The 22,460-nt window shown below is 31.7% G+C and carries 21 protein-coding genes; 7 read left to right on the forward strand and 14 right to left on the reverse strand.

Going from position 1 to position 22,460, the window contains the following annotated elements; genetic code table 11:
- Positions 1-18: 18 nt before the first annotated feature.
- The 5 genes from efp to B4A23_RS00900 form a co-directional block, all read right to left on the reverse strand.
- A complete protein-coding gene (gene efp, locus B4A23_RS00880; protein WP_038336113.1) occupies positions 19-585 on the reverse strand; it encodes an elongation factor P in 567 nt (188 codons plus the stop codon).
- A 19-nt stretch (positions 586-604) separates the two neighbouring features.
- Positions 605-1,390 carry an acyl-ACP--UDP-N-acetylglucosamine O-acyltransferase gene (gene lpxA, locus B4A23_RS00885; RefSeq protein ID WP_115002092.1) on the reverse strand — a complete coding sequence of 262 codons (786 nt, stop codon included), beginning with the start codon at positions 1,388-1,390 and terminating at the stop codon, positions 605-607.
- 17 nt (positions 1,391-1,407) lie between these two features.
- Positions 1,408-2,796: a bifunctional UDP-3-O-[3-hydroxymyristoyl] N-acetylglucosamine deacetylase/3-hydroxyacyl-ACP dehydratase gene (locus B4A23_RS00890; RefSeq protein ID WP_291115788.1), complete on the reverse strand. Its 1,389-nt coding sequence runs from the start codon at positions 2,794-2,796 to the stop codon at positions 1,408-1,410.
- Between the two features lie 6 nt (positions 2,797-2,802).
- Positions 2,803-3,828: a UDP-3-O-(3-hydroxymyristoyl)glucosamine N-acyltransferase gene (gene lpxD, locus B4A23_RS00895; protein ID WP_038336109.1), complete on the reverse strand. Its 1,026-nt coding sequence runs from the start codon at positions 3,826-3,828 to the stop codon at positions 2,803-2,805.
- Positions 3,829-3,915: 87 nt separating this feature from the next.
- Complete coding sequence (locus B4A23_RS00900; protein WP_291115791.1) at positions 3,916-5,106, reverse strand: HD domain-containing protein; 1,191 nt, start codon at positions 5,104-5,106, stop codon at positions 3,916-3,918.
- A gap of 278 nt (positions 5,107-5,384) precedes the next feature.
- Between B4A23_RS00900 and B4A23_RS00905 the strand changes: the two genes are divergently transcribed.
- Genes B4A23_RS00905 through B4A23_RS00920 form a run of 4 tightly spaced genes read left to right on the forward strand, consistent with a single transcriptional unit; the run spans position 5,385 to position 8,932 of the window.
- Positions 5,385-6,938: a bifunctional response regulator/alkaline phosphatase family protein gene (locus B4A23_RS00905; RefSeq protein ID WP_291115794.1), complete on the forward strand. Its 1,554-nt coding sequence runs from the start codon at positions 5,385-5,387 to the stop codon at positions 6,936-6,938.
- Positions 6,939-7,343, forward strand: coding sequence for a tRNA (adenosine(37)-N6)-threonylcarbamoyltransferase complex ATPase subunit type 1 TsaE (tsaE, locus tag B4A23_RS00910; protein WP_180904675.1), 405 nt, complete (start codon positions 6,939-6,941; stop codon positions 7,341-7,343). It begins immediately after the preceding gene.
- Between the two features lie 6 nt (positions 7,344-7,349).
- The gene (locus B4A23_RS00915; protein WP_291115797.1) at positions 7,350-8,555 is read left to right on the forward strand and encodes an alanine dehydrogenase; all 1,206 of its coding nucleotides are present in this window, start codon (positions 7,350-7,352) and stop codon (positions 8,553-8,555) included.
- A gap of 17 nt (positions 8,556-8,572) precedes the next feature.
- The gene (locus B4A23_RS00920) at positions 8,573-8,932 is read left to right on the forward strand and encodes a hypothetical protein (RefSeq protein ID WP_147280013.1); all 360 of its coding nucleotides are present in this window, start codon (positions 8,573-8,575) and stop codon (positions 8,930-8,932) included.
- 273 nt (positions 8,933-9,205) lie between these two features.
- Here B4A23_RS00920 and B4A23_RS00925 read toward each other — a convergent pair whose 3' ends face one another.
- From B4A23_RS00925 to B4A23_RS00935, 3 genes are all read right to left on the reverse strand, one after another.
- Positions 9,206-10,441, reverse strand: a complete 1,236-nt coding sequence (locus tag B4A23_RS00925; protein ID WP_180904677.1) for a porin — start codon at positions 10,439-10,441, stop codon at positions 9,206-9,208.
- 67 nt (positions 10,442-10,508) lie between these two features.
- Positions 10,509-11,039 carry a YqiA/YcfP family alpha/beta fold hydrolase gene (locus B4A23_RS00930; RefSeq protein WP_291115800.1) on the reverse strand — a complete coding sequence of 177 codons (531 nt, stop codon included), beginning with the start codon at positions 11,037-11,039 and terminating at the stop codon, positions 10,509-10,511.
- Positions 11,040-11,187: 148 nt separating this feature from the next.
- On the reverse strand, positions 11,188-14,064 hold the full coding sequence (locus B4A23_RS00935; protein ID WP_291115803.1) for an alpha/beta hydrolase family protein: 2,877 nt from the start codon (positions 14,062-14,064) through the stop codon (positions 11,188-11,190).
- Positions 14,065-14,183: 119 nt separating this feature from the next.
- On the opposite strand from B4A23_RS00935, the gene B4A23_RS00940 reads away from it, so the two are divergent.
- Positions 14,184-15,125, forward strand: a complete 942-nt coding sequence (locus tag B4A23_RS00940; RefSeq protein WP_291115806.1) for a 3',5'-cyclic-nucleotide phosphodiesterase — start codon at positions 14,184-14,186, stop codon at positions 15,123-15,125.
- 150 nt (positions 15,126-15,275) lie between these two features.
- Complete coding sequence (locus B4A23_RS00945; RefSeq protein ID WP_286475287.1) at positions 15,276-15,710, forward strand: hypothetical protein; 435 nt, start codon at positions 15,276-15,278, stop codon at positions 15,708-15,710.
- Positions 15,711-15,847: 137 nt separating this feature from the next.
- On the opposite strand, the gene B4A23_RS00950 is transcribed toward B4A23_RS00945, so the two are convergent.
- From B4A23_RS00950 to B4A23_RS00975, 6 genes are all read right to left on the reverse strand, one after another.
- Positions 15,848-16,660: a purine-nucleoside phosphorylase gene (locus tag B4A23_RS00950; RefSeq protein WP_038336092.1), complete on the reverse strand. Its 813-nt coding sequence runs from the start codon at positions 16,658-16,660 to the stop codon at positions 15,848-15,850.
- The gene (lpxK, locus tag B4A23_RS00955; RefSeq protein WP_280062154.1) at positions 16,644-17,684 is read right to left on the reverse strand and encodes a tetraacyldisaccharide 4'-kinase; all 1,041 of its coding nucleotides are present in this window, start codon (positions 17,682-17,684) and stop codon (positions 16,644-16,646) included. The genes B4A23_RS00950 and lpxK overlap by 17 nt, the downstream gene beginning before the upstream one ends.
- Positions 17,685-17,805: 121 nt before the next feature.
- Positions 17,806-18,423 (reverse strand): DUF4230 domain-containing protein, encoded by a 618-nt coding sequence (locus tag B4A23_RS00960; RefSeq protein WP_052217853.1) that lies wholly within the window; start codon positions 18,421-18,423, stop codon positions 17,806-17,808.
- A complete protein-coding gene (locus B4A23_RS00965; protein ID WP_180904683.1) occupies positions 18,416-18,967 on the reverse strand; it encodes a TlpA family protein disulfide reductase in 552 nt (183 codons plus the stop codon). The genes B4A23_RS00960 and B4A23_RS00965 overlap by 8 nt, the downstream gene beginning before the upstream one ends.
- Positions 18,968-19,002: 35 nt before the next feature.
- Positions 19,003-20,160 (reverse strand): M14 family zinc carboxypeptidase, encoded by a 1,158-nt coding sequence (locus tag B4A23_RS00970; protein WP_291115811.1) that lies wholly within the window; start codon positions 20,158-20,160, stop codon positions 19,003-19,005.
- 225 nt (positions 20,161-20,385) lie between these two features.
- Positions 20,386-21,510, reverse strand: coding sequence for a GNAT family N-acetyltransferase (locus B4A23_RS00975; protein WP_286511833.1), 1,125 nt, complete (start codon positions 21,508-21,510; stop codon positions 20,386-20,388).
- A 205-nt stretch (positions 21,511-21,715) separates the two neighbouring features.
- On the opposite strand from B4A23_RS00975, the gene B4A23_RS00980 reads away from it, so the two are divergent.
- Positions 21,716-22,405: a zinc metallopeptidase gene (locus tag B4A23_RS00980; RefSeq protein ID WP_286496553.1), complete on the forward strand. Its 690-nt coding sequence runs from the start codon at positions 21,716-21,718 to the stop codon at positions 22,403-22,405.
- Positions 22,406-22,460 lie beyond the last annotated feature (55 nt).

The raw sequence follows: 22,460 nt of genomic DNA on the forward strand, positions 1-22,460 counted from the left end.
TTTATATTTCAGAATATATTATTCTTTAATTCTTTCTACATAAGAACCATCTTCTGTGTTAATTTTTACTTTATCACCTTCGTTGATGAATAAAGGAACACGGATTTCAGCACCAGTTTCTGTCGTTGCAGGTTTTGTAGCATTTGTAGCTGTATCACCTTTAAGACCTGGCTCTGTGTATGTAATTTCCATTACAACTGTAGTTGGTAACTCAGCTGCTAAAGCTGTTTCATCAGAAGCACGGAACAAGATTTTTACTTCGTCACCAGCTTTCATAAATTGTGAATTATCAATCAAATCTTTGTTTAAATAAACTTGAGAGAAATCATCATTATTCATGAAGTGGAAACCATTATCATCTTCATATAAATATTGGTAGTTACGTGTTTCTACACGAACTTCTTCAATTTTATGACCAGCAGAAAATGTATTGTCTAATACTTTCCCGTTAGTTAATGATTTTAATTTTGTACGAACGAAAGCAGGTCCTTTACCTGGTTTTACGTGTAAAAATTCGATAATTTTATACGTATCATTATTAAAAATAATACATAAACCTTTTCTGATATCAGAAGTTGTTGCCATTTATTCTATTGTTATTTTATTAAACTCCCGAGCTATATCCTTTCATAATTCCACGATCACTTGTATTGATAAAATCAAGGATTACTTCACGATAATGTGAATCTGGGAATTTTTCTAAGATTTGTTCTACAGCCTGAGATACGTTATTTTTTTGTTGATATAAGATTCTGTAAATACCTTGAATTTCGAAGATTTCTTCTGATGTGAAACCTTTTCTTCTCAATCCAATTGCATTAACTCCCGCATAAGCAACAGGATTTTTTGCTGCTTTAACGTACGGAGGAACATCTTTACGAATTTGTGTCGCACCAGCTACAAAAGCATGTTCTCCAATTTTTGTAAATTGATGAACCGCACTATAACCACCAATAAAAGCGAAATCTCCAACTTCTATATGTCCTGCTAAACCAACCGCATTTACGATTACGACATTATTTCCTACAACACAATCGTGCGCGATATGCGCAGTTGCCATAATCAAACAATTGTCACCAATTTTAGTATAACCTAATGCATTAGTTCCTTTGTTTACAGTAACACATTCACGAATCGTTGTATTGTCACCAATATATGTTAAAGTTTTTTCACCTTCGTACTTCAAATCTTGAGGCTCACCAGAAATTACTGTACCTGGATAAATTTTACAATTTTTCCCAATACGCGCTCCTGACATAATTGTTACATTAGGACCAATCCATGTTCCATCACCAATTTCTACATCTTCGTAAACAGAAGAGAAAGGGCTGATTGTAACATTTTCACCTATTATTGCAGTTGGATGAACATATGCCATCGGATGATTCATAACTTCCATTTCTTTAATTATTCTTTTGTAATAACTGCCATCATTTCTGCTTCCACAGCAATTTGATTGTTCACATATCCAATTCCTTGCATATGAACAATTCCTCTTCTAATTGGTTCAACCAACTCTAATTTAAACACCAATGTATCACCTGGAATAATTTTACGTTTAAATTTAGCACTTTCAATTTTCATGAAATAAGTTGAATAATCTTGAGGATTTTCTAATTCTCCTAAAATTAATAGACCTCCTAATTGCGCCATTGCTTCAATTTGCAATACACCTGGCATTACAGGTTCTTTAGGAAAATGTCCAACAAAGAAAGGCTCGTTCATCGTTACATTTTTCACACCGATTAAACCTGTTGCGCTTTTTGAAATTACCTTGTCAATCAATAAAAATGGTGGACGATGTGGTAATAACTTCATGATATCATTAATATCATAAACTGGTTCTGCTGTCAAATCAAATTCTGGCACTTTGTTACGTTGCGCTAATTTAATTTGTTTGCTTAATTTCTTTGCAAAATTTGTATTGGTATGATGTCCAGGCTTTGTTGCAATAATTTTAGCCTTCAATTTTTTACCTACTAAAGCCAAATCTCCCACAACATCTAATAATTTGTGACGAGCAGCTTCGTTTGGATAATGTAAAGTCAAGTGATCTAAAATTCCATTCGGACGAATAGAAACATCATCTCTATTGAATGCTTTACATAATTTTTCTTTTGTTTCTGGCGTAATTTCTTTGTCAACATAAACAATTGCATTGTCTAAATCTCCACCTTTTACTAAACCAGCTTCCAACAATTGCTCTAACTCATGTAAGAAACAAAATGTTCTTGCTTGAGAGATATCTTGTTTGAAGTTTTTGATAGATGTTAAAGTTGCATTTTGAGTTCCCAAAACTTTCGTTCCGAAATCTACCATTGCTGTAACTTGGTATTCATCTGCAGGAATCGCAGTGATTTCTGATCCTGTTTCTGGATCTACGTACGTTACAATTTCTTTAATTCTATAATATTCTCTGTCTTTATCTTGCTCTACAATTCCAGCAGATTCTATTGCTTCAACGAAAAAACGAGAAGAACCGTCCATAATTGGTGGTTCCGCATTGTCAATTTCAATGTAACAATTATCAATATCCATACCTACCAAAGCCGCTAAAACGTGCTCTGTTGTATGTACTTTAACTCCTTTCTTCTCTAAAGTTGTTCCTCGAGCTGTACTCACAACATATTGTGCATCAGCTTCTACTTGAGGTTGACCTTCTAAATCTGTTCTAACAAATACAAATCCTGTATCTGATTCAGCTGGTTTAAATGTTAAGGTAACAAATTTACCTGTATGTAAGCCAACACCTTTTAGAACGGCTTCATTCGCTAAAGTTTTTTGTTTATCAGACATTAACTTTTACTTTTGTTTGTTCTCTTTTTCTAATTTATCGATTCGTTTCACAATTTCTGGAAACTTTCTAAAATGTACGTACGATTTTCTAAAGCTTGACGCTTCCATTGCTGGCGAACCATACAATTGCGTTTTACTTTCTACATCACCATTAATACCACTCTGAGCTTGTACTTGTACAAAATCTCCGATTGTCAAATGACCTGCGATACCAACTTGACCTCCAATCATACAATTGCGTCCAATTTTTGTAGAACCTGCTACTCCACTTTGCGAAGCAATAACAGTATTCTCACCAATTTGAACGTTGTGAGCAATTTGAATTTGGTTATCTAATTTTACTCCTTTACGAATAATTGTAGATCCCATTGTTGCTCTATCAATTGTTGATCCTGCTCCAATTTCAACATTATCTTCAATCAAAACATTTCCTATTTGAGGAATTTTTTCGAAAGAACCATCTGGATTTGGCGCAAAACCAAAACCATCAGCACCAATCACAACATTAGAATGAATGATACAATTTTGACCAATTTCACACTCTTCATACACTTGTACGCCCGAATGTAAAACGGTATTATCACCAATCTTAGCATGATCGCCAATCGTTACATTTGGATATATTTTTACATTATTCCCAATCGAAACGTTAGCTCCAATATAAGAAAAACTTCCAACATATACATTATCTCCTAGTTGCGCAGTAGAATTTACTTTCGTATATTCTTCTATCCCAACTTTATTATTTTTTATCGTATTGTAATACTGCAATAGCTGTGTAAAGGCTTGATATGCATCTTCAACCACAATCAATGTAGACGAAATAGAATCTGTTGCCACAAAATCCTTACTCACAATCACAATAGAAGCGTTTGTTGTATAGATAAAATGCTCGTATTTCGGATTAGCCAAAAACGAAATCGAACCTTCTTTTCCTTCCTCTATCTTCGATAATGTGGAAACCTCTACATTTGCATCACCTTTTACGGTTCCTTGCAATAATTGCGCAATCTCTGCAGCTTTAAATTTCATAGTCTGCAAAACTAATAATTATTCTTAAATTTATAAAATGATTATTTAAGTTATTTAACTTTTTTGTCAAATTCTTCAAATCACTATTTAAACGCTGTGGTAATGATATTTTGTAATTTCTTGTTGCAAAAATTGCGTTAACAAACTTTTTTCTGAACTCGAAATTTCTTTTACCTCACCATTTTTATATAAAACCTTTATCGGACTTTTTGATTTCTCGTACGGAACAATTTTTATCGTTGTTTGCTCCACAAAATAACTTGCATCATCAATTCCTAAAGCTTTTTCTACTCTATTTTTTTCTACCAAAATTTCTTCTTCAGATAATTTTGTATCCATCAAATATGATTTTGGTAATATACGCTGAATAATATTTTTTGATAATTTACTCAAAATTAAATCATCATGAAACTGCCATTCTTTTATCGCTGATAAAACATCCGAATCGTCTAAACGAGTAAAAATTTCTAAACCTTCTTTTGATAAACTTCCTGCTTCATTTTCTTCTAAAAAGTATTTAAAAGCAAACGTAGCAAAAAGATTTTCTCCCGCTTTTGTCAATTCTTTAGCTCTTCTCAAAACGCTAATCAAAAAATTCTCTGCTGTAAACGACTTCTTGTGCATATACACTTGCATGTACATAAACATACGCGCCATCAAAAATTTCTCGACCGACGAAATTCCCTTCGCTTCTATCACCAACTCATCATTCGAGACATTCATCATCGAGATAATTCGTTCTGGATTGATATTTCCTTCTACCACTCCTGTGTAAAAACTATCGCGTTTCAAGTAATCCATTCTATCACAATCCAACTGACTCGAAACCAATTGCGACAAGAATTTTTTCGGATAATTCCCTTTAAAAATCTGAATAGCTAAAGCTAATCGATTATCAAAAATTTGATTCAATTCTTCCATCAAACGAAGCGAAATTTCTTCGTGATGCGAACCATTAATGATAGAATGTTCAAGAGAATGAGAAAAAGGACCATGTCCCAAATCGTGTAATAAAATTGCAATTAAAGCTCCATTTTCTTCTTCTGGAGTGATATCGACGTTTTTTCTTTTGAGAATATTTAAGGCTTTTTGCATCAAATGCATACAACCTAAAGCGTGATGAAAACGAGAATGTCTCGCTCCTGGATAAACTAATTCTGTTAAACCCGTTTGCGAAATCCTACGAAGTCGTTGAAAATATGGATGTTGAATAATCTGATAAATAAGCTCGTTTGGAATCGTAATAAATCCATGAACTGGATCATTTACTATCTTCAACTTATTATTGTTTAATGGATTCAAACGTACTATTTTATCAGCAAAGATAAGAATTTTTACTCATTCTGCGCGTTACTTTTTTGATTAAGAATGGTTTTTATAAAATATTTTAGATAAAAATCATTTTTGGAATTATTTATGCTAAATAATCATCGCAAATTTTGGGAAAACTACAATTTTGTTTAACATACAATTTTGATTTTAACATTTCCGTTATCGCTATATTTGGAATAATTCTAAAATGTAGAAATCAAGATAAAAAAATAAAAATATAACAAATGGCTATAAAAATTTTATGGATTGATGATGAAATCGATTTATTGAAACCACACCAGCTTTTTTTAGAGAAAAAAGGATACGATACAACAATGATAAATAATGCGACTGATGCATTAGAAGAAATAGAAAAAGAAAACTTTGCAGCGGTTTTAATCGACGAAAATATGCCAGGTTTAAGTGGATTGGAAGCCTTACCAAAAATTAAGGAATTGCGTCCAAACCTTCCTGTTATTATGGTCACAAAAAGTGAGGAAGAGCATATCATGGAAGACGCAATTGGTTCGCATATAGCAGATTACTTGATTAAACCAGTTAATCCAAATCAGATTTTATTGAGTTTGAAAAAGATTTTGGATGCTTCGAAAATTATTTCAGAAAAAACAGTTATCAATTATCAACAGGAATTCAGAAATATCACAATGGATATGATGAATGCGCGCGATTATGAGGATTGGCAAGAGATTTATAAAAAATTAGTTTTTTGGGAACTTGAGCTTGAAAATATCGAAGATACAGCTCTTTCTCAAATCATCGAAAATCAAAAAAGTGAAGCAAATGCAGCTTTCTTCAAATTTATAGAACGTAATTATGAAGATTGGTTGCATGAAGACGAAGATCGTCCCGTTTTATCGCACACAATTTTCAATCAATTAGTTCGACCTCATCTTGGAAAAGATAAAAATGTCTTATTGATTATGGTTGATAATTTACGCTACGATCAATGGAAAGTTATTGAGCCAATTTTCAATCGTTATTATAATTCGGAAGCCGAAAATTTATATTATAGTATTTTACCTTCGGCAACTCAATATGCTAGAAATGCGTTCTTTTCGGGTTTAATGCCTTTAGAAATTGAGAAAAAATATCCTGAATATTGGTTGAATGATACCGACGAAGGAAATAAAAATATGTATGAAAAAGAATTGTTAGGAGAACAATTAAAACGTCTTGGTTTTGGCGATTTATCGTATAATTATTTCAAAATTTTAAATTCTGATTTCGAGAAAAAAATTGCAGATGATTTTAATAATTACAAAAAGAACAATCTAAATGTAATTGTCTACAACTTTATCGATATTCTTTCGCATGCGAAAACGGACAACAAAATTGTTGGTGAAATTATTCGTGATGATAAAACGTATCGTTCGATCACAAAACATTGGTTTGAGAATTCATATTTAATGGAAATTGTGAAAAAAGCGGCGCAAGAAAAAATGAAAATTATTGTAACAACCGATCACGGAACAATTTACGTAAAGGAACCTACAAAAGTGATTGGCGATAAAGAAGCGAGTACAAATTTGCGTTATAAATTGGGGAAACAATTGCAATACGATCCGAAAGATGTTTTGGCAGTTGAACAACCTGAAAAATTCCTTTTACCTAAGGTTAATGTTACGTCAAAGTATATCTTTGCAAAAGAAAATTTATTTTTAACGTATCCAAAAAATTACAATCATTTCGTTAATTATTACAAAAATACTTACCAACACGGTGGAATTTCGTTGGAGGAAATAATTATCCCAATGGTTGTTTTAACACCAAAAAATTAAATGGAATTTATCATCAATAATTTAGACGAATTACCAGAAGTTGCTCAAAAAATAATCGATCAACTTCAACATAAATTAATCACTTTCGAAGGAGAAATGGGAGCTGGAAAAACAACTTTTATCAAAGAGTTTGTAAAAGCTTTGGGAACAAATGATGAAGTTTCGAGTCCTACTTTTTCGATTGTAAATGAATATGAAACAGATAAAGGAAAAGTTTATCATTTCGATTTTTATCGTCTAAATCACGAAGATGAAGCCTTAGATTTTGGGATTGAAGAATATTTATATTCTAATCAATATTGTTTAATGGAATGGCCAAATAAAATTGCTAACTTTATACCAGATGAGCACCATACAATTACATTGGAAAATGTAGATGGCGTTCGTCATTTAAATTTTAGTTAATCGTATATGGACGGAAAAAATATTTTCACGCCTTTTTCTCAAGAAGATCTTATTCCTCAACCCGAGCGTTTAGAGATTCCTCATAAGAAAGAACGCTTTGATATTGGAATTCCAAAAGAAACAAATAATCAAGAAAAAAGAATTTGTCTTTCTCCTGATGCAGTCGAAATTTTAGTCAATAATGGACATCAAGTTACGATAGAAACTGGAGCAGGAGAAGGTGCAAATTATTCGGATAAAGAATATTCGGAAGCTGGTGCGCAAATTTCTTACAATACGCAAGCTGTTTTCGAGAAACCTATTATTCTAAAAGTTGGCCCACTTACTTTAGATGAAATTGATTGGGTAAAACCAAATGCGTTGATTATTTCATCTGTTCCTACAAATACTTTAAGACGCGAATATTTTCAGAAATTAATTACAAAACGTATAAACGCAGTTGGATTTGAATTTATTCGTGATGAACAAAATCATTTACCAGTCGTTCGTTTATTAAGTGAAATTGCAGGAACAACGGCAATTTTGGTCGCGAGCGAATTGATGTCTTCTACAAACGGAGGAAACGGAATTTTGATGGGCGGCGTAACAGGCGTTCGACCAACAGAAGTTGTGATTCTTGGAGCTGGAACGGTTGCAGAAAATGCGACAAGAACAGCTTTAGGTTTAGGTGCTTCGGTTCGTGTTTTTGATAATTCATTAACAAGATTAAGACGATTACAACAAAATATAGGACAACGAGTTTCTACTTCTACATTAGACCCAAAAGAATTAGGAAAAGCTTTGCGACGTTGCGATTTAGCAATTGGAGCACTTCGTGGAGAAACACGTACACCTTGCGTTGTAACTGAGATGATGGTACAGAATATGAAAGCTGGCGCTGTGATTATTGATGTAAGTATTGATCAAGGTGGATGTTTCGAAACATCTGAATTAACAACTCACGATCACCCTATCATTATTAAGAATGATATAATTCATTATGCGGTTTCTAACATCACTTCTCGCGTCGCACGTACCTCTACCAAAGCGTTGAGCAATTATTTCTTGTCGTATTTATTCCAAATTTCAGAAGAATCTGGTTTTGCGAATGTGGTACAATCGGATAAAACTATAAGAAATGGCGTATATTTGTACAAAGGAAGAATTGTAAAAAAGAACTTATGTGATTGGTTTGATTTACCATTTCACGACATTAATTTATTGATCATATGACGTTTACGCAAAGATTTATGAAGTATTTGATGGGAGTTGGAATTGGGTTAGTTTTCGTCGCTATGGCGTTTGGACCTCGTGCTTTCTCATGTAATTACTTTCCAAATGCAAGAGTTTTGGATGAAGCTTTTTCAAAAAGATTAGCTATTTCACCAGAAGCTCAAGCATTTTTAAAAGCAGAAAATTTAGATTCTACATTCTTGAAAAAAGAATTATTCAAAAGAAGTAAAGTTGATTTTGATCACTCGAAAAAAGATCAAGTTCCTTGTAGAGAATATTTGGCAAACTATAAAAGCAAAGACAATACGAAAGATTATGATTTTGTATTAGAAATTTGTAAAGAAGATTCGAAATTAGTTTCCATCAAAAAGAAATAAAACAAAAAAAACCACTTCGTTTGAAGTGGTTTTTTTTGTTTTATGATTAATTTATAAATTTCAAAATTACTAAAACAATTACGAAGATTAATATTGCGACAATAATTACATCTTTAAATTGTACTTTTTTAGTTCCGAACTCTACGTTTCGGTTTAAACTTTTTCTTTTTTTATTGGCTTGCATGGGTTGATATTAGACTGCAAATTTATTAAATATTATCAAATATCAAACCTTTATTTTATTCTAAGATATTTAATTTACAATAAGATATCTTAAATTCCAATTTCTATCTGAAAACGCGCGTACCAGTTGTTTTTCTTTTCCAAATTATAGAATTTTTGTTGTTCGTACGTGAACTCTGCTTGTAATTTGAACGCATGTTCCCAAATATATTTTGTCAAACCTAATGTGAATTGGTTTGTATTTGGCGTAAACTCAAAAATATCTTTATCTACTGTTTGAGTTGAATAACGTCCTATCACTTCCCAATGTTTCGGAAATGTGTACGAACCTTGAAAATCCATCCCTTCTCCATTATAAATATAATTAAAATCAGAAATATCCGCAGGGTTATAAAATAATACATTATCCGAATTACGATTCATATAAGAATACATCAAATTCCATCCACGATATTTTAACATCGCATCCAAAAACAATGATTTTATATTAGCTGTTCCTCCACCTACAATATCATCTCCTAACATTCCCGCCGTTCTATGCGCTCTATCATTATAACTATAAGCTCCCGAAAGCATCAATTTTGGTGTTTGTTCATGAACTAAATCACCTTCATAATTGCTCCCTCCTTTTGTAAATTCTCCAAGTGGAAACAACTCAACTTTTCCTGTATAAGCTAAACCAGTATCTTTAAAATTTGTCCAGTTTCGTCCTTCACCAGTAGAAATCGCGCCTCTCAAAATATATGAGAATTTTTCTTGATTTCTTTTATTGTATAAGACCTGAAATCCAAAATCGCGATCAATATTAAAATCTGCATTATTGATAGATCGATCCGTTAATTGTAATGCTCCAGAAGAATTAACACGTTGCCTATTTCCTGGAAGTTTTGTTTGACCAAATCCTAAACTCCAATGTTTATTTGGGTAATAGAAAATCATCGCATCACGAATAATATTCGTATTCTTCCCCTCTTCTGCTTTTCCTACATCACCTGCTGCAAAAGATAATTGCATCGAATAACCAAATTTTGGATCTCCGATATATCCATCAAAACGCAATCTTAAACGACGAATTTGTCCATCAATATTATCTTCTTCTCCATCATTATGATTATAACTAATGCGATTTTGCATACGAAATCTAATGTTGACCTGATAAAGACTATCTGGAGAAGTAATTCCCAATCCGTTACCATAGCTATAATAGGGCGACATCATATTCTTAAAATCCTGTACAGTTTTCTTTTTAGATTCTGTAGAATCTTTTACTTGCGCATACGAACTGATTGAAAATACAATAAGTATTAATATTAAAAATTGCCTCATGTTTATTTGTTTCTTGATTCGTGTGCAAAAATGCAGTTAATAAAATTAAATAATTGTAAAGCGTAAATTAAATTAACGTTAACAATGACTCGAAGTTACGTATTCGATGATTGTCATCAATTTCTATGATTTTGATTTGTTGTGGAAAAATATTTTGTTGAATTTCGAAGAAAGTTTTTAGTTTTTCATAATCCAAAACTTCGTCATGCACAGAAAGAAAAACCGTTGTATTTTCGAAACGATTCATATCGACTAAATACTGCGAAAGATTTTCAGGAAAATTATTTTCGACTTTCATTGAAACATCAACCAAAGGATTTAACAAAATTAATTCACTCGATTTTCCATTTTCCTTTAATTTTTGTTGCAATTGCCAACCAAAATTTCCTCCAGTAGAACTTCCTATAATTGTCAAATCATTTACCAAACCTTTTAAATGTTCGTAAGCTTCAAATAAAATAGTTGCAATATTCTCCTCCTTTTTCCATTCAATACAAATCGCTGAAGGATATTTTTTTAGAATAGTTTTGAATTTAGTTGAATTTGCCGAACTATTTAGTCCATGGATATAAACAATTTGTCGATTATTTGTATTCATACTTAGTGCAATTAAACCTTTAAATTAAACTTTTTCAATAAGTTAATCAAAATGAATTGTAAATTTAACAATATAATTGTGTTGTAAGAAATTCTTTTGACAAAAAAAGCGACCAAATAAATTTGATCGCTTTTACTATTTAGTCTGCTTATTTCTCAAGATCTAAGCCCCAATCAACTCCCTTAGAAATTGCAGGAACTCCTTCTGTCATCCATTTTGGAGCAGGTTTATCTTTCAGATAATGATCAAAAAATTGCACTTGACGTTGTTGAATATCATTTTTATTTGCACGTTTTAATAAGTTATGGTCATCACCATTATAATTTAACATCCAAACTGGTTTTTGTAAACGACGCAATGCCATAAACATCTCAATTCCTTGGTACCAAGGAACAGCACCATCTTCGTCGTTATGCATGATTACAACTGGCGTCGTAACTTTTGGCATATTGAACAAAGGCGAATTTTCGATGTATAATTCTGGCGCTTCCCACAAGGTTTTACCAATTCTACTTTGCGTTTGTTCGTATTGAAATTGACGACTCATACCCGTTCCCCAACGAATTCCACCATAAGCAGAAGTCATATTAACAACAGGCGCACCCGTCCAAGCAGCAGCATACATATTGGTTGCTGTAATCAAATGTGCCACTTGATATCCTCCCCAACTTTGTCCTTGTATGGCAATTTTACTACCATTTACCCACGTATTTTTCTTCAATGCTTCTACTCCAGAATTGATATAATCTTCGGCAGATTTCCCAGGATGACCAATCGTATACGAAATATCTGGTGTAAACACAATATAATCGTTACTTACAAAATACGTATGATTTATACGAGAAGGCGTTGGCGCAGGCGCTTGATAACGATTTAAATTATCCGAAAGTTTTTCGTAGAAATAAACAATCATTGGATATTTTTTATTTGGATCAAAATTCTCTGGTTTGTATACAACTCCAGTTGCATCTTTACCCGAATACGTTTTCCACGTTACCAATTCACCGTTCCCCCATAAATAATCTTTTTGTTGCGGATTGATTGCAGATATCTTTTTTTCATCTTTAAAATTCGTTGAAACATATACATCAGGCGAATTTCGGAACGATTCTTTTGTATAAATAAATTCGTTCGCATTCAACGCTTTTGTCATTTTTTGTGCTCCCCAAGTATTCGACATCACAACTTCTTCAGGATTTTTTGCTTTCGAAATGATAGTTTGATAAACTCCAGATTGTTTATTCTGATTATTAAAAGCACCTAAATAAACTAAATTATCACGGTTAAGTGTTTTAATATCATCATTTAATTGATTGATATCAAACGTAATGTTATGTTTACGGCCGAAACCATTTGTCATATTTTCTGGACGACGATTTCCAACCAAATCAAACTCCCAAATATCATAACGATCTTTGATTAAAACCGTTTCATCATTATCCGTAAAATAAGCAACACCGTATTCTTGCGCTAAAGTTGGCGAATCATTTTCTTCGTCATAGAATTTCACTTTTAGCTTTTTATTCAGAACTTTTGTTTCCTTTGTTTCGATATTATAGCTTGACCACAAACCATTTTCGGCATTATAAAAAACAGCAAATTTTCCATTTGGCGACATCTCTACTTTTCCAGCCAAAGCTTTTGCAAATAACTCGCGTTGTCCCGTTTTCGTATTAATGATATAATAATCTTTACGACCTGTTACGTCCCAATTAGAACTTAATCGATACGCATTATCAGAAGTTCCTAAAGCAAAGTTTGAATCTCCTTCGTTCAAAATTTCAACTTGATTCATATCCAAATCCGCTAATTGTGTCACTTTTACAGGATTCGATAAATCAATTACAGATAAATACGAACGCTTTTTTTCACGCTCAAGATTCTTTAATTGTTGCGGCTGAATAAAATCGTCTTTGTAACTCCAAACATCCACTTTTGCATAATCATCAGCAATTAAAGCCGTGTCTTTTTCTGCTAATTTCGGCATCAAACCAATGAACAAAGAATTTCCATCTTTACTAAATTTTGGTTGACGATTTTCTGAAACTTGCCAATCTTTTTTCAATCCTAACAATTCAGATTTCTTGATTTGTTGTGGATTATTTGTTGCAGAATAATATAAATAATATGTTTTATTTTCCTTTTTCTCTTCGTCAGAAGTTCCAACAAAAGCAACTTTATTTGCTAATTCATCAAACGCAAATTGTTTGAAATCTCCAATTGTATCAACCAATTGTTTTTGAGCAAAAGTTACTGTATTTACCAAGAAAACGCCATATTTAGTTTTATCTAAACTATCTTTTTTCTCTTGTTTTGTCGAAAAAATTAATTGTTTACCATTTTCGCTAAACTCATAATTCATTACATTTTTGAAAGATTTTTTCTGACCAGAAATCAAATTTCTCAACACCAATTCTAACGGCGCATCTTTTTTATCTTTACCCGCTGGTTTTGAAGGTTTATCTTTCGTTTTTGTAGAATCTGACTTGTCTTTTTTATCATTCTTCGCTTCTTCTTTTTCTAATAAATAAGCCAAAAGAGAACCTCCTTTTTTTGATGTTTTGAATGATTTTATATTCGGTAATTTCTCAACTTGATTTGTTGCTAGATTTAATATTCCGATTGAATCTTTAGCAATTTCATGTTCTTTCTTTTTCTTAATTCGTACCAATTTCAAATCTTTATAAAAAGGTCGAATTTTAAAAACGGCAAATTTAGAATCTGCTGTAAAAACACTTTGTTCACCACGATGAAAACTAAGATTTTTATCCGTTTTCAAACCAAAAAAGTTCAATGTATTATCACTTTCTTGTGCATTAACTTGATAAGCAACCCACGAACCATTGTTCGATAATTCTTTCATTCCGATTGATTGCCATTCATCAAAAACAGTCAAATCTAATGGTTTCTTTTGCGCATCAACATTTGTTGCCAATAAAGCGATTGCCGCAGCATACATTGCTTTTTTTGTCATCAGTTGAGTCGCATAATTTTTAAATATTTTAGTAGATAATTTCGATTTCATTCTAACTAATTTTATGCGTTAATTTTTAAAGAAGTGTGAAAATACTAAAGTTTTTAGAAACTATGAGGATATTTTAGTTTAATAATACTTTCAGTTGTATTTTTGTTAAAATTCTTTTTATGAAAAAATATCTATTAAGTATTGGATTTGGAATTTCGATGATTGCATCAGCACAAAATATTCAGATTGTTCCACTTGGTGTTTATGGTGGTAGCAATGAAAGTAATCTTTCTTCTTATTTGATTGGTGAAGAAACGACAAATAGCTATTTGGCATTGGATGCTGGGACAATTCTTTCAGGAATCAATAAAGCAATAGAGAAAGGTACTTTTGAAGAACAAAATAGTAAAATTCTTAAAAACTATATCAAAGGATATTTTATTTCGCATGGACATTTGGATCATCTTTCAGGCATGATTATTAATTCTCCAGAAGATGCAAACAAGCCTATTTATGGTATTTCTGAAACAATTTCAGTTTTAAAAAATAAATATTTTACAAATGATGCTTGGGCAAATTTTGCCAATGAAGGCGAATCGCCAATTTTGAATAAATATTACTACAAATACGCTGAAATTGGAACACCTTTCACAATAGAAGGAACTAATTTTACTGGAACTATTTACGAATTGAGTCATGTAAATCCTTTGAAAAGTTCGGCAATATTAGTAGAAAATGGCTCAAATGCAGTTTTATATTTTGGTGATACAGGAGCTGATCGTATCGAAAAAACTAAAAATTTAGCAACTATTTGGAAAGCAATTACACCTAAAATAAAATCAGGTAAACTAAAAACAATGATGTTGGAAGTTTCTTTTCCGAATTCTCAACCCGAAAAATTATTATTTGGACATTTAACGCCAAAATTGATGAACGAAGAATTAGGAGAATTAGCGAAAGAAGTTGGAAAAAGTAAGTTAAAAGGTTTTACAATCATCGTTACTCATATCAAACCAAAAGATGATTATGAGCAAAAAATTAAAGACGAATTATTAAAAGATAATCCATATAAAATCAATTATATTTTCCCTCAACAAGGTGAAAGAATAATTCTAAAATAAATAATAATTACGAATTTATCATTTAAAGACAAGATAATTTTTAACCATTTTATTTTAGTCGGTCAATTTTTATTATTTTGATAAATTAGCACTATTGATTTTTCATTAATTCGTGTGGCTATTCTACATTTGAATAAACCATAAGAAAAAATGACCGCGCAAATAGGAGAAATTTTATTAATCGACAACCAACAATATATTATAGCCGAACAACCATTACATCATTATTTTAGAAAATTAAATCATCCACCTTATTTTACTCCGCCTTCGCCAACATGCTGGAGAGGATATTATGGGAAATGGGAATTGAGAAATGACGAATTGTTTTTAATTAATTTCAGAGGATATTTGGATGGTTTGGATGAAGTTGAATTGAATTATTTATTTCCAAAAAGAGAAGAAGTTTTTGCGAGCTGGTATTCTGGAATTATTAAAATTCCTCAAGGAAAATTATTACAATTTAATCAATTGACACATACATCAATTTATGAAGAAGATTTGATGTTGTGTTTTGAAAATGGAAAACTAATCGATTATATCGTTCATAGCAATTGCACAAATTCTGAACGAGAAGTTGAGATCTAATCAATCGAACGCTTCAAAGCTTGTCGGTGAATTCGTCTTGTTATTTGACCTTATTATTCTTTCGAATTCACCGATTTTTATAAAATAAAAAAAACCAACTTTTCAGTTGGTTTTTCTGTTATACTCAAAATCAAAAATTAACAATTTTCGATTACGCTTTTTACCACACGAATTACATTTGGCATTGCTGTGTTTGCAGCATTTAATACATCTTCGTGCGATACATCAAATGAAATTTCTGGTCCACCTAAATCTGTAATTATAGATAAACAGAAAACGCGCATATCCATGTGACGAGCAACAATAACTTCAGGAACTGTACTCATACCAACACAATCTCCACCAATAAAACGAACCAATCCGTATTCTGATGGCGTTTCGAAAGTTGGCCCTTGTAATCCTACATAAACTCCTTGATGAACCAAAATATCATTTGCTTTTGCAAATTCTGCTGCTTCATTCAACATTTCTCTGTCATATGCTTTTGACATATCCACAAAACGAGGTCCTAATTCATCAATATTTTTTCCACGTAAAGGATGTTCTGGCATCATATTGATATGATCTTTTACCAAACAAATATCTCCTACACTAAAACTTGGATTAACACCTCCAGAAGCATTCGATAAAACAACTTTCTTAATTCCTAATCCATTGAAAACACGCATTGGAAACGTTACTTCTTCCATCGAATATCCTTCGTAATAATGAAAACGACCAGCCATCATCAAAACTTTTTTACCTAAAATAGTTCCGTATACTAAATGACCTTTGTGCCCTTCTACTGTTACTTGAGGAAAGTTTGGTATATCTTTGTAGCTAATAACAACTTTATTTTCTACTTCGTCTTCTAATTTTCCTAATCCAGACCCTAACACAATTACAAATTCTGGTTGATCTGGCAATAAATTATTGATGTACTTTACAGCCTCATTAATTCTGTCCAACATACTCTAAAATAGTTTGATTAAATTTTTCTTTATCGTTAATATCGATACTAATTGGGATGTAGTATAAATCGTCTTTTATCATGGATTCTTCCATCAAACGCATATAATCTTTCTCAGTTGTCATGATAATTTTATCAAAACGCTTTCTACCCTCCGTATCTTCGTATCGTTTGTAAATATACTCAATTTCTGATTGACTAAAATTATGATGATCTGGATATTCTAAATGCAAGACATTTGCAAAATTTTCTTCCGCAAATTTTACCAAACCATCTGTTTTTGCAATTCCTGTAACCAAAATAACATTCAGATTTTTCCAAGTCGATTTCTCAACATTATCCAATTTCCCTATCAATTTGTTGTCATAAACAATTTTTGAGAAAAATAATTGCTGATGAGATCTTAACTTAATCTTTTTCGAAATTTCTTTGTGCTTTTCCTCCGAAATTCTGTCTGGACATTTTGTTACAATAATAATATCTGCACGACGAACTCCACTTCTACTCTCTCTCAAATCACCTGCTGGCAATAAAAAATCTTTATAATATGGATTATTGTAATCAGTCAACAAAATATTGAAACCAGCTTTTATTCCACGATGTTGATAGGCATCATCTAACAAAATTGCTTCTGCATTGTAATGATCAATTAATTTTTGCGCACCAAAAGCTCTATCTTCGCAAACCGCAATCAAAATTCTATTCTTGAAACGTTGAAAAAACTGCATTGGTTCATCTCCAATATCATAAACTTTGGATGAATAATTTGCAATCAAAAAACCTTTTGTTTTTCGTCCATATCCTCTACTCAATGTTGCAATTAATTTTTCGTCTTTCAACAAATCAATTAAATACATGATATGAGGTGACTTTCCCGTTCCGCCAACAGACAGGTTTCCAACATTAATAATTGGAATTTTGAATGATGATGAACGCATCATTCCTATATTGTAAAACAGATTTCGAACCGAAGTCCCAATCCAATATAAACCAGAAAATGGAAGTAAAAATCTACGCCAATTCATTTTTATTTTTAATATTAAGCGAAAATACTATTTTCAATTTTAATTCTAAAAAAAGAAACACTTCATTTCTTTATTCAGCGAAAAAAAACCTATTCTATCGGAACAGGTTTTTAATTATTTATTAATCGTATAATTTATTCAATTCGTTGGCATAACTCGTTTTATCCTCTATCTTCCAACCATAGGTTTTGGCAAGGAAATACAAATCGCCAAGATTTTGAATTAATTGTTGATGTGCTTCTTGTTTTAGTTTGGTTTGATCAACGGTTTTTTCTACATGCTCTACAGCACGTTTCTTAATTCCGTTCAAATCATCTTTACTAAATTTATTGAAAACACTTTGATCCATGTCATAAAAACTAACATCTGGATACACTTGAATTTCAACTGGAGGAATAGATTTGATGATAATTTTTTTGTTCACCGAATCCAATTCAATATCCATTTTTTTCAAATCATACGTTGCTTGTGCTTTGGCTTTCACCAAAAGTGTCACCTTTTTATCCGCAGAAAAAATATCAGTTAAACCTGGCAACGATTTTTTTGACGTGTGATTGTATAAATCTGAATAGGTTTGTTCTGCAACAATCATTTTATTCATTCGTTCGATTTGATACGCAATCACATGAGATTGTTCGGTATAACTTTCAGATTTGAATTTATCCATGATGAAATACGTTATCATCACACCAAAAATGAAGGCTACAACGACAAGAATTATTTTCTTTAAATTATTCATTTGCATAATTTGGAGTCAATGGCGTACCATTCACAATCTGTGCCAAATCTTCTTCTAAATAGCCCGAAACTGGAGATTCTACAATTCTACCAACTTCTTCTTTTTTATTATTATATACGATAATTGTCGGAACGTGAGTAATGTTTTTATTAATTTCTTCTCCGTTAAAACTTTTCTTTTGATAGTTTACACCAATCACTTTCAAACGATTTTGAGGAAATTTAATGTCATCTAAAATCTTATATAAACGCGGCAATTCACGACGAGAATCTGAACACCAAGTTCCCATAAAAACTTCCAAACGATAATTACGTAAATCTTTTAAACTTTTCAATTTACTTTTTTCAACTTCGTAAGTGTCATATTCATGATGATACCAATCCTTAAAATCATCTTCTTCCAAAGCTTTTCTATTGAATTCTCCCGTCAACATTTTCTTCCCATTTTCAGCTGTAATCGTACGATTCAACACTTTATTTTGAGCAAACGATTGTGTAGAAAATCCCAACATCGCCACAAGTGCAATTGCCAATATTTTTTTCATTGTATTTTTAGTTTATAGGTTAAATGTATAAATAATTATGAAATGATTTGACCATTTTCAACTTTAATTGAGCCAATTTCGAAAGTCGCTAATTGATTCAATAAAGGATAATTTTTAGTTGCTCCTTTATAAACTTGTTTTTCAGCATCAATTTCAAGATGACCAATAAATTTTCGTAAATCACCAATTTCAATAATTTTCGCGATTTGCTCTACCGAATTATTTTCTTCGTTGTATTCATCTTCAAAATAAATTCCCAAATCAACAACAGAAGAATTTTCTCTATTTTGGATTTGAACATTATGAATCACAATATCCAAATATTTTTGTCCATTTTGAGGAATCGATAAATACTCATCAAACGGAAAATTTTCTTGCGTAGCTAAAACATTCAATCCTGCTAAAATAGCCAATGCATTGTACTTTCTTGTTGTATTACGTTGATAATCATTCGGAAAATGTCCCGCTTCAAATAATACGCAAGGATAACCCATTTTTGTGAAATTATCTCCGGTTGACATCGGATAAAACTCTGATGTATAACGACCTACATGACCAGAAATTACTTTTTGTAATTCAGTATTCATTGCTTGAATAATTCCCATCGTTTTTTCGCGAACTTCGTTTACATCTTCCTCAACATTATAAGAAGGCGCCAAAAAAGAAAGCGTTGCAGGTTTTGCTGATTGCCCAACATTGAAAATCGTACGTTGATCGTGTAAATTGAATAAGTTTTGATAATTTCCTTTTTCCACTTGATCTAACAAAACGTGAATTTCTGTTGATTCTTTTGCTAAAAAATCACGGTTAATATCAATTCCAACCGCATTTCTTCGTGTATTAACATTTGCACCATCAGGATTTAGCATTGGAATAAAATCAATCGTCAATTGAGATAAAATGGTTTGAGATAATTCAGATTTTTGTTCAAAAAAATTAATCACATCAAACATTGCACGCGTACCAGATGATTCGTTTCCGTGCATTTGAGACCAAATCAATAAACGTTTTTCTCCAGTTCCGAAACTTAATTTATAAATTTCGTTTCCTAAAAAAGATGTTCCAATTTGTTCTTTTTGAATTGATTTTAATGAAAAATAGTGATTTAAAGCTTCAAAATTTAACCATTTCGAATCAAAACCTTCTTGTCTGAAAGTTGAATATTCTTTCTCTAATTGATGAATATCAAACATATTTTTTAAGTTATACGTTTATAAGTTTTATGTTATAAATATTGATTATCAAATAAATAAAACCGTCAATTCGAGTGAAATTCGTTTAGAATTTTGTATCGAGAATAAAGTTTTAGAAGATAAAATTCATCTTACTTCTCGATACAATTTTTAGAAATAATCTTTCTAAAAATCACTCGAATTGAAGAATTTTAATTCAAAATATATAACATTATTATTTATATTTTACTGAATTGATTTCTTGAAAGTTTTGCGACGTTTGTGGTTTACAGGATCATAAGCTTTCCACAAAACTTGAATGCTTTCGTTGTCCGCTAATTCAGGATTTGTTTCCAAAAATTTGATCCCGTTGTTTCTAAACGTATCAAACATTGCATTAAAAATCAATGCTGTAACACCTTTTCCTTGAAATTTTGGATCAATTCCGATCAAATAAAATTGAGCAGAATCATTATTTTTACTTGCTCTCATCAAATGCCACCAACCAAAAGGAAAAATTTTACCTTTCGCTTTTTGCATCGCTTTCGAGTAAGAAGGCATCGTAATAGCAAACGAAACCATTTTTCCGTCTTCATCAACAATACAGTTCACAAAATCTGGATTAATAAACGGAATATATTTCTTTTTGTAATATTCAATTTGATAATCCGCAATTGGTACATAAGTATCCAATTCGCTGTAAGTTTTATCTAACAAATCGAACATCTCGTCAACATACGGAATAATCTCTGAAGTTTTTGTAAACTTCAATTCTCGTAATTTGTAACGTTCTCGAATAATTTTATTGAATTTGATAACTTTTTCTGGTAATTCTGTTGGTGCAGGCAATTCATATTCCACCCACTCATTCGCTGTTTCAAAACCTAACGATTCTAAGTGTTGCGCATAGTACGGAAAATTATATAAACCAACCATTGTAGCCAATTTATCAAATCCAAAAGTTAGCAAACCTGCCTTTTCCAAATTCGAAAAACCAACTGGTCCTTCTATATATTCTAATTGATTTTCTTTACCTATTTCCGCAACTTTTGCCAAAAGTGCTTTTGTGACGTCGATATCATCAATCATATCAAACCAACCGAAACGCATTTTACGTTTTTGTTGATTATTGACTTCTTGCCAATTGATAATTGCCGCAACACGCCCCACAATCTTACCTTCTTTTTCGGCAAGAAAATAACGCGCTTCTGCATCTTTGAAAACGGGGTTTTTAGAAACATCTAATGTTTCCTTCTCCTCATTAATAAAGGGCGGAACGTAATATTGATTATCCTTATACAAATTCATCGGAAACTTAATAAATGCTTCCAAATCGGTTTTTGATTGTACTTCTTTTATGCGAATACTCATAGCTTGCAAAGGTAATAAGTTTTGTAATTTCAACTCAAAAATTTTTGAGCAAAATGTCAGCTTTTGTTCATTTTTTATATGATTTAATACAGAACTCTGCCAAAAAAACAACTTTTCTGCTATTTTTGTCTCTATTCACTTATTGGAATACTTTTTGAATTTTGAATGAATATTAAAATTGATTAAAAAAATAAAATAGAAATAGATGACAGGTTATTACATTATTATTGGACTGTTTATGTTAATTAGCTGGTTTGTTAGCAACCAATTACAACGTAAATTTAAGTATTATTCGAAAGTACATTTGGCAAATGGAATGTCAGGAAAAGAGATTGCAGAAAAAATGCTTTCTGACAACAACATTCACGATGTACGTGTCATTTCTACTCCTGGACAATTAACAGATCATTACAATCCTGCTGATAAAACGGTAAACTTATCGGAAGTTGTTTACCACGAACGCAATGCGGCAGCGGCTGCTGTTGCAGCGCACGAATGTGGTCACGCAGTACAACATGCAGTTGGTTATAATATGTTGCAATTACGCTCGAAAATGGTTCCGATGGTAAATGTAGCATCTCGCTTAAATCAATGGATTTTGATGTTAGGATTAATCGTGATGGCTTCATCTAAAAATGCAACTTTGTTGTGGATTGGTATTTTCTTATTTGCAGTAACAACCGTTTTTGCTTTTGTTACTTTACCAGTTGAATACGATGCTTCTAACCGTGCATTAGCTTGGTTAAAAGGAAACAATATGGTGATGCCAAACGAATATGAAGGTGCAAAAGATTCATTAAAATGGGCTGCAAGAACTTATGTAGTCGCTGCGATTGGTTCATTAGCTCAACTACTTTATTTTGTCATGATGGCAATGGGCGGACGACGAGATTAAAACTTGATTATTATAGAATTAAAAAATCCCTTCAAAAATTTTTGAAGGGATTTTT

The organism is Empedobacter sp. UBA7248 (assembly GCF_002472945.1).
Classification (GTDB): domain Bacteria; phylum Bacteroidota; class Bacteroidia; order Flavobacteriales; family Weeksellaceae; genus Empedobacter; species Empedobacter falsenii_C.

Excerpts from the sequence above, each read along its gene's own strand:
- B4A23_RS00980 (WP_286496553.1), top strand. The coding sequence starts at position 21,716 with ATGACAGGTTATTACATTATTATTGGACTGTTTATGTTAATTAGCTGG.
- B4A23_RS00925 (WP_180904677.1), bottom strand. The coding sequence starts at position 10,441 with ATGAGGCAATTTTTAATATTAATACTTATTGTATTTTCAATCAGTTCG.
- efp (WP_038336113.1), bottom strand. The coding sequence starts at position 585 with ATGGCAACAACTTCTGATATCAGAAAAGGTTTATGTATTATTTTTAAT.
- B4A23_RS00915 (WP_291115797.1), top strand. The coding sequence starts at position 7,350 with ATGGACGGAAAAAATATTTTCACGCCTTTTTCTCAAGAAGATCTTATT.
- B4A23_RS00890 (WP_291115788.1), bottom strand. The coding sequence starts at position 2,796 with ATGTCTGATAAACAAAAAACTTTAGCGAATGAAGCCGTTCTAAAAGGT.
- B4A23_RS00950 (WP_038336092.1), bottom strand. The coding sequence starts at position 16,660 with ATGTTGGACAGAATTAATGAGGCTGTAAAGTACATCAATAATTTATTG.
- B4A23_RS00970 (WP_291115811.1), bottom strand. The coding sequence starts at position 20,160 with ATGTTTGATATTCATCAATTAGAGAAAGAATATTCAACTTTCAGACAA.
- lpxK (WP_280062154.1), bottom strand. The coding sequence starts at position 17,684 with ATGAATTGGCGTAGATTTTTACTTCCATTTTCTGGTTTATATTGGATT.
- B4A23_RS00930 (WP_291115800.1), bottom strand. The coding sequence starts at position 11,039 with ATGAATACAAATAATCGACAAATTGTTTATATCCATGGACTAAATAGT.
- B4A23_RS00960 (WP_052217853.1), bottom strand. The coding sequence starts at position 18,423 with ATGAATAATTTAAAGAAAATAATTCTTGTCGTTGTAGCCTTCATTTTT.
- tsaE (WP_180904675.1), top strand. The coding sequence starts at position 6,939 with ATGGAATTTATCATCAATAATTTAGACGAATTACCAGAAGTTGCTCAA.
- lpxA (WP_115002092.1), bottom strand. The coding sequence starts at position 1,390 with ATGAATCATCCGATGGCATATGTTCATCCAACTGCAATAATAGGTGAA.
- B4A23_RS00945 (WP_286475287.1), top strand. The coding sequence starts at position 15,276 with ATGACCGCGCAAATAGGAGAAATTTTATTAATCGACAACCAACAATAT.
- B4A23_RS00920 (WP_147280013.1), top strand. The coding sequence starts at position 8,573 with ATGAAGTATTTGATGGGAGTTGGAATTGGGTTAGTTTTCGTCGCTATG.
- lpxD (WP_038336109.1), bottom strand. The coding sequence starts at position 3,828 with ATGAAATTTAAAGCTGCAGAGATTGCGCAATTATTGCAAGGAACCGTA.
- B4A23_RS00965 (WP_180904683.1), bottom strand. The coding sequence starts at position 18,967 with ATGAAAAAAATATTGGCAATTGCACTTGTGGCGATGTTGGGATTTTCT.
- B4A23_RS00975 (WP_286511833.1), bottom strand. The coding sequence starts at position 21,510 with ATGAGTATTCGCATAAAAGAAGTACAATCAAAAACCGATTTGGAAGCA.
- B4A23_RS00935 (WP_291115803.1), bottom strand. The coding sequence starts at position 14,064 with ATGAAATCGAAATTATCTACTAAAATATTTAAAAATTATGCGACTCAA.
- B4A23_RS00940 (WP_291115806.1), top strand. The coding sequence starts at position 14,184 with ATGAAAAAATATCTATTAAGTATTGGATTTGGAATTTCGATGATTGCA.
- B4A23_RS00905 (WP_291115794.1), top strand. The coding sequence starts at position 5,385 with ATGGCTATAAAAATTTTATGGATTGATGATGAAATCGATTTATTGAAA.